The sequence below is a fragment of the Mariniflexile sp. genome, from assembly GCF_041583155.1.
In the GTDB taxonomy this organism is placed as follows: Bacteria; Bacteroidota; Bacteroidia; order Flavobacteriales; family Flavobacteriaceae; genus Mariniflexile.
In genome coordinates, this window is the sequence record NZ_JBFHGK010000029.1 from 44,626 (window position 1) to 52,217 (window position 7,592).

General features: G+C 32.3%; 7 protein-coding genes. 6 read left to right on the forward strand and 1 reads right to left on the reverse strand.

Annotated features, from left to right (window positions below; all coding sequences use genetic code 11):
- Nucleotide 1 precedes the first annotated feature (1 nt).
- The 4 genes from ABYI63_RS11480 to ABYI63_RS11495 all read left to right on the forward strand — a co-directional run bounded on the left by ABYI63_RS11480 (nucleotide 2) and on the right by ABYI63_RS11495 (nucleotide 2,885).
- Nucleotides 2-286: a GNAT family N-acetyltransferase gene (locus ABYI63_RS11480; RefSeq protein ID WP_372756490.1), complete on the forward strand. Its 285-nt coding sequence runs from the start codon at nucleotides 2-4 to the stop codon at nucleotides 284-286.
- Between the two features lie 10 nt (nucleotides 287-296).
- Nucleotides 297-734 (forward strand): MarR family winged helix-turn-helix transcriptional regulator, encoded by a 438-nt coding sequence (locus ABYI63_RS11485; RefSeq protein WP_372756491.1) that lies wholly within the window; start codon nucleotides 297-299, stop codon nucleotides 732-734.
- A gap of 48 nt (nucleotides 735-782) precedes the next feature.
- On the forward strand, nucleotides 783-1,505 hold the full coding sequence (locus ABYI63_RS11490; RefSeq protein ID WP_372756492.1) for a pirin family protein: 723 nt from the start codon (nucleotides 783-785) through the stop codon (nucleotides 1,503-1,505).
- A gap of 216 nt (nucleotides 1,506-1,721) precedes the next feature.
- Nucleotides 1,722-2,885 carry an OmpA family protein gene (locus tag ABYI63_RS11495; protein ID WP_372756493.1) on the forward strand — a complete coding sequence of 388 codons (1,164 nt, stop codon included), beginning with the start codon at nucleotides 1,722-1,724 and terminating at the stop codon, nucleotides 2,883-2,885.
- 157 nt (nucleotides 2,886-3,042) lie between these two features.
- On the opposite strand, the gene ABYI63_RS11500 is transcribed toward ABYI63_RS11495, so the two are convergent.
- Nucleotides 3,043-4,809: a glycoside hydrolase family 10 protein gene (locus tag ABYI63_RS11500; RefSeq protein ID WP_372756494.1), complete on the reverse strand. Its 1,767-nt coding sequence runs from the start codon at nucleotides 4,807-4,809 to the stop codon at nucleotides 3,043-3,045.
- A 444-nt stretch (nucleotides 4,810-5,253) separates the two neighbouring features.
- On the opposite strand from ABYI63_RS11500, the gene ABYI63_RS11505 reads away from it, so the two are divergent.
- Together ABYI63_RS11505 and ettA are read left to right on the forward strand one after the other, a co-directional pair.
- On the forward strand, nucleotides 5,254-5,436 hold the full coding sequence (locus ABYI63_RS11505) for a CAL67264 family membrane protein (RefSeq protein WP_372756495.1): 183 nt from the start codon (nucleotides 5,254-5,256) through the stop codon (nucleotides 5,434-5,436).
- 37 nt (nucleotides 5,437-5,473) lie between these two features.
- On the forward strand, nucleotides 5,474-7,165 hold the full coding sequence (ettA, locus tag ABYI63_RS11510; protein WP_372756496.1) for an energy-dependent translational throttle protein EttA: 1,692 nt from the start codon (nucleotides 5,474-5,476) through the stop codon (nucleotides 7,163-7,165).
- The last annotated feature ends 427 nt before the right edge of the window (nucleotides 7,166-7,592 follow it).

Below are 7,592 nucleotides of genomic sequence, written 5' to 3' on the forward strand. Positions count from 1 at the left end.
AATGAAAGTGAATCAAAAAGATAATGGATTAGACGGCGCCTTTTATGTTGAAGTAGAAGGTAGGAATGTGGCTGAATTGAGCTATTCGCATGAAAAGCCTAACAAGTTAATTTTACAACATACGGTGGTTAGTGAAGACTTCAAAGGAAAAGGTATTGGTTACGAATTAATTGAAGCTTCTGTAAACTATATGCGTTCAAACAATTTGAAGGTTATTCCAAAATGTTCGTATGCAGATGCAATTTTTAAGAAAAAACATGCCGAATATGCTGATGTATTAAATTGATTATTTAACAATGGGAGATTTATCAAAAGAAATTAATTCAATATTCCCCAACAACAGGGTTAAAGCCTTGTTGAATATTTTGTACACTTCTAGTTGGATTTCAGGGTTTCAAAATGAGTTTTTTAAATCCTACGGAATATCACCGCAACAGTACAATATTTTAAGGATATTAAAAGGAGCAGGTAAACCTGTAAATGTTCAAATTATTAAAGATAGAATGATTGAGCGTTCTCCAAATGCCACTAGATTAATGGATAAGCTTTGTGCAAAAAATTATATTCAACGTTTACCCAGCGAGCAAGATAGGCGTGTAGTTAAAATTGCAATAACAGAAGAAGGAAACGATCTTTTAAAGGCTATTCCAGAAGATTTTAATAAAGATTTATTAAAAAAAATAAGTGAAGAAGAAGCTGAACAATTAAGTAATTTACTTGATAAGATGCGGTAAATATTAATGTATGGTGGGTGAAGTCCTAACCATAAAAACAAATACAACATGAAAACAATTGTACATAAAGCTTCCGAACGAGGTTATGCAAACCACGGATGGCTACAAGCAAATCATTCATTCAGTTTTGCTAATTATAATAACCCAGAGAGAGTACATTTTGGAGCTTTACGTGTTTTAAATGATGATATAATTGCGCCTAAAATGGGCTTTGGTACACATCCACATGATAATATGGAAATTATTACTATTCCATTAAAGGGTGTTTTAAAACACAAAGATAATATGGGAGATACTTGGATTCCCGTATTACCTAATGAAGTCCAAATTATGAGCGCTGGAACGGGTGTTCAGCATTCTGAAATAAATGGTTCGGTGGATGAACATTTAAGTTTATTTCAAATATGGATTTTTCCAGACAAACAAAATGTTAAACCGAGATACGATCAAAAGCAATTTGAAGAGGCTGAAAGAAAAAACAAACTTCAAATACTTGTTACATCTTTGGATGATACGCATGTAGGAAGTTTGAAAATTCATCAGGATGCTGTAATTTCAAGAATTGATTTAGATAAGGATAACAAATTTGAATACACTCTGAAATCTTCAAATCATGGTGTTTATGTAATGAATATTTATGGAAAAACGGAAATCTATAATCAGATTTTAGAACCTCGAGATGCTATCGGAATTTCTGAATCAAATGTTTTTACAATTACTGCAACAGAAGACTCAAGCCTTTTATTCATAGAGGTTCCCATGGAATTTTAATTAGAATTTTAAAATAATAATGTTAAGAAATCACTCCAATTAAAGGGTGATTTTTTTATTGATGTTTATTAGCTTCGTTTATTCATTTTTGTTTTAAATATTCTAGAATAAAAATAATTAAGTCCTATTATCGATTATTTTAACAATTCAAAGTAAAAATTTTAAGTGTAGCTAGAAGTAACATACTTTCGACCAAAATTAAAACCCCAAATTGAGATGATATTTAAAAAAGAGTTTTTATTACTATGTCTTGTTGCCAATATTTTAACAATTAACGCTCAAACTCCAGAGCTTACAAAGAAGGATTCAACGATTGTTAGTACTTGGATGTTCGGTATCGGCTTTAATGCGGTAGATGATTCCGACGATAGCATTAGAAGATTATTAGATTTTGAAGACGGATGGAATGTAGTTCCGTTTCCATCGCGTATTAGTGTTGGAAAGTACTTTAAAAGTGGATTTGGCCTAGAGGCTATTGCAGCTTATAACAAATATAAGAAGGATAAAATAGTGGATGGTTTTCCTCTTCTAGAAGACAAGCAGTATTACTCAATTGATTCTAGATTAAGCTACGATTTAAATAAACTTGTAGGAGATACAGGCTGGTTTGATCCTTATGTTGGTGTTGGTATTGGCTATACGCATTCAAACGATAACGATCGTGGAACTTATAATGCTGTTTTAGGTTTTAGAACTTGGTTTTCTGATAGGTTAGGATTAGATGTTAATTCTTCAGGAAAGTGGACTATGAATACAAATTTCACTAACCATTTACAACATGCTATAGGAGTAGTTTATCGATTCAATTATGAAAAGGAATTAAATGAAGAAGGCAAGAAGAAATTAGAACTAATTAAAGCTGAAGAAAAAGAAAAATTACGAGTGAGTGATTCTATCGCTTTAGCCAACAAATTGGCAGAGGATGCTAGATTGCAAAGAGAAAAATTAGAAAAAGAGAAAGAAGCGCAAAGACTTGCTGCAATTGAAAAAGAAAAGCAAGAATTGAAAAATAAAATTCAAAGTAAAATAGATAACCTGGATGATATCTATTTTGCATTAAATTCTTCTTATTTATCAAGTAAATCAAGGAATGTGTTAAATAACTTGATTATTATTCTAAATGAACATCCAAAATTATTATTAGAAATAAGTTCACATACGGATTCTAGAGGTGCTGCGTCTTACAATCAAAAACTTTCTGAACGAAGATTGAAAAGCACTTTAGATTATTTATTTGGTAAAGGTGTAGAAACTAGTAGGGTAGAAGGTAAAGCTTTTGGTGAAGAGCAATTAATTAATGAGTGTGATGATAACACCAAGTGTTCTGAAATCAAACATCAAGAAAACAGAAGGTCCGATATAAAAATAATCAGTCATTAATTTATTGACAAATATTTAAACTTTTTAGTTTTACAAAAAAGGCTGTTTCATTAGTTGAAACAGCCTTTTTTATTTCTCATTGTAAAACTTAAGTGGTTTAATTATCTGCTATTTTGGAAATAGTTATCCTAGAATTTCAAATATTTATTTATTTGATTTAAATAGATTTTTTAATTTGAATATTAGGATCTTCAATAGTTATTTGAACGTCTTCTACTATTGGGTTTACTACCAACTCGTTTACCTTTCTTTTTGAAACTCCAAATTTGTTTGTAGTGGTAAAATCACCAGCTTCATTGTTATTTTTATCTAAAGAGGTTACAACAAAAAACTTTGAGTTTAATTGCTCTTTGGTTAAAGATAATTCATTCCCCACAACAATATCTAAAATTTTTGAGCCGTCATTCATATTGGTAATCGCTTCAGAGGGATTATCAAATGCATACACAACATACTTTACAGGTAAATCACCATCAGGAGCTGGTTTTGGGTTGTCCCATAAGATTTTTGAAGATTCAAAACGAACATTTGTTGGTTTGTTTGGATATATGTTGTCTTTACCAACACCTAATACAGGTGGAGCAAAAGACTTGTATTTGAAATGATTCGTTTTTAAAGCTTCATTCACTCCTTTTGAATTGTTTTTTATTGAATTATAACTGTATGCAATTTGACCAAAAGTAGCATCCATATGCGATTGTCTATTTTGGTTTATTTGGTTCTGAATTTCAGTATGATCCCAAGGATTTGTAAAATCCATTCTATAATATCCTTGACTAACATACAATTGCTTACCATACAGTTTTGTTTGGTCGTTCCACCATTTTGATAAAGCTACATAATCTTGTGCCTTGGTTATTTTCCAATACAATTGAGGTGCTAAATAATCTACTTTTCCAGTATTTAACCAAGTAATTGGGTCGCAATACAAGGAACTATATGATGATGTTCCTTTTATGCCTGCAGGTGTGTCAGATTTCCAAATTCCAAAAGGGCTAACACCAAATACAATATTTTTATTTTTAGTAGTATTTATGGTTTGTAAGGCATCATAAACCATTCCAATCATTAGGTTTACGTTATTTCTTCGCCAATCTTCAATTGTTGCAATTTTAGTTGGGTTATGTGCAATAAAAGTTTTAGCATCTTGAGGTATTACATTCATTCCAGAATATGGATAAAAATAATCGTCAAAATGAATACCGTCTATATCGTAACGGTTGGCTATGTCTTCCACAACACGAACAATATAATCTCTGACTTCAGGAAGACCAGGGTTAAGCATTTTTAAAGAAAGCGCCTTATCGGTATTATTAATTTTGGCCTGAAACGTCCAATTTGGGTGTAGATTTGCCACATTATTAGGAGATAACTCCATGTTAGGTGTTTGTTTAACTCGGTAGGGATTTAGCCAAGCATGTAAATCTAAACCACGAGCATGTGCTTCCTTAACAGCAAACTCTAACGGATCCCAAAATGGAGAAGGTGCTTTTCCTTGTTGACCCGTTAACCAGTAGGACCAAGGATCGATTGTAGAAGCATATAAGGCATCACTTTCTGGACGAACCTGCATAAAAACTGTATTGTAACCATTAGCCTTTAAATCATCAAAAATTGTTATTAATTCTGCTTGTTGTTGTGCAGGTGTTGCTTTTCGATTTGTTGGCCAAGACAAGTTAGAAACTGAAGGCAAAAATACACCTCTCAGGTCTCTTTTTGGCGTAGCTTTGTTTAGTTCGGCACCAATTACCATATCGGTATTTGTTGGGTTATTTGATTTTAAAAAAGCTAATTGCTCCTGTTCACTAATGAAAGTATTTTGTTCGGCTTGGTTTAAGGCAAACTTTAAGTGTGTATCCTCCTTACTAACTTGCGCTTGTAAAGCTGTACAAATAAACATAAGAAAAAGGAATACTATTTTCATTTCATTAGATTTAAAAATCATTTATTATAAGGTCTAAACGTAAAAGGTTAAATTTTGTTATGTAGTTAAAAAGTCCGCTTTTTAATTTACAAAAAATAAAACAATTAAAAAAATCCCGTAAATTTAAATAATATAATGACACGAAATTAAATCCTTGTATAAAAAATACAGATAAAACGCACCTTTTTTCGGATTAAATGCTTTTGAATTCATTTAATGAATCGCTAGTGTTTTGCAAAATTTAAATTTCTAAAAAGATGCTTTTATATATAAAAATACGATATTTGTGCTGTAAATTTGCGCAAGGGATTGAAGTGACATCCTTTTTTATGTGTTTCCTTAACATCTGCTTTTATTTTTTAGGAACATGAACACATAAAAAAGATATAGCGAAAAGCCCGACCTTACTTTTAAGGGTGCGCCCTAAAAAACAAAATTTTAATTATGGCAATGAACAAAAATACGGTATTAGCTTGGGCTACATGGATTATGATTGTAGTAGGATTAATTTTAATAGCTCTTGGAGCATTTAGATATAATGATGTAGCAGGTTGGGGGTTTGCCTCGGTTGGTATTGGTTTTTTTGCTATTGCATGGGTTTTTAATGCGCTTAAAGGGCGAGTTTAAAACTTTTTAATTACAAACATATTAACAATAAACAAAAATGAGTGACGATAAGAAAGTGATCTTTTCCATGTCTGGTTTAACCAAGACATTTCCGGGAGCTAATACCCCAGTATTAAAAAATATTTATTTAAGCTTTTTTTACGGAGCTAAAATTGGTATCCTAGGATTAAACGGTTCAGGGAAATCTACTTTGCTTAAAATTATAGCTGGTGTTGAAAAGAATTTTCAGGGTGATGTTACCTTTTTAAAAGATTATTCCGTTGGCTATTTGGAGCAAGAACCAAATCTTGATGAGACTAAAACCGTTTTGGAAATTGTAAAGGAAGGTGCTGCGGAAACCGTTGCTATTCTTGATGAATACAACAAAATAAATGATATGTTTGGTTTGGAGGAAGTATATTCTAACCCAGATAAAATGGATAAACTAATGGCACGCCAGGCAGAGCTTCAAGATAAAATTGACGCTAGTAATGCATGGGAATTAGATACTAAGCTAGAAATAGCAATGGATGCCCTTAGAACACCAGATGGCGATAAGAAAATTAGCGTGTTATCTGGTGGTGAACGCAGACGTGTAGCATTATGTAGACTATTGTTGCAAGAACCAGACGTATTATTATTAGATGAGCCAACCAACCACTTGGATGCAGAATCTGTACATTGGTTGGAGCAGCATTTAGCACAATATAAAGGAACCGTAATTGCAGTAACGCATGATAGGTATTTTTTAGATAATGTAGCGGGTTGGATTTTAGAATTAGATAGAGGAGAAGGTATTCCTTGGAAAGGGAATTATTCGTCTTGGTTAGATCAAAAATCGAAGCGATTAGCACAAGAAAGTAAAACTGCCTCTAAACGTCAGAAAACCTTAGAACGCGAGTTAGAATGGGTTCGTCAAGGAGCTAAAGGACGTCAAACCAAGCAAAAAGCACGTTTACAGAATTATGATAAGTTATTGAGTCAGGACCAAAAACAATTAGATGAGAAGCTGGAGATTTACATTCCTAACGGTCCACGTTTGGGAACGAACGTAATTGAAGCTGTTGGTGTAAGCAAAGGGTTTGAAGATAAATTATTATATGAAGATTTAAATTTCAAATTGCCACAAGCAGGTATTGTTGGGGTTATTGGGCCGAATGGTGCTGGTAAAACAACTATTTTCAGAATGATAATGGGTGAAGAAACGCCTGATAAAGGAGAGTTTATTGTTGGTGAAACTGCAAAAATAGCTTACGTTGATCAGTCTCATTCAAATATTGATCCTGAAAAAACAATATGGCAAAACTTTAGTGATGAGCAAGAGCTTATTTTGATGGGCGGACGCGAAGTAAATTCTCGTGCTTATTTAAGTCGCTTTAATTTTTCTGGAGGTGAGCAAAATAAAAAAGTGAAACTGCTTTCCGGTGGTGAGCGTAACCGCTTGCATTTAGCTATGACACTAAAGGAAGAAGGAAACGTATTGTTATTGGATGAGCCTACGAATGACCTTGATGTGAATACGCTGCGTGCATTAGAAGAAGGTTTAGAAAACTTTGCTGGTTGTGCGGTAGTAATATCGCATGATAGATGGTTTCTAGATAGAATATGTACGCACATTTTAGCTTTTGAAGGCGATAGTCAAGTGTATTTCTTTGAAGGTAGCTTTAGTGAATACGAAGAAAATAAAAAGAAACGTTTGGGTGGCGATTTAATGCCGAAACGTATTAAGTATAAAAAACTAGTACGTTAATTATGTACTAGTCTAAAACAACAAAAGCCTGCATTTGCAGGCTTTTGTTGTTATTTATTATTTTCTTCCAAGAATTTATTTTCTTTTTTAATTTACTTACTTTATTAAGCTAATAATTAGTAATAAAAGTAAAGTTATAATGCCTATAGATAACATACTAATTAATTGGTTTATATTTTGCTCATCAGGTATTACATTTTGAAACAATAGAAAAATGTAGGTTATATAAAATTTTATAATATTATGGGGTTAACTTTTGTTATCATAGACGTGGCCAGAACCTAGTTTATAATTTGAAAGGTCAATATCTTCAATTGATTTGAAATTTTTATCAAACTCATTAGTATTCTTACTCCATTGTTTTTCCGGAGTCATAGTATAAAGACCTCTTTTCGTAATAAAAGCAAAAAGTAAGACTGCTAAGTTA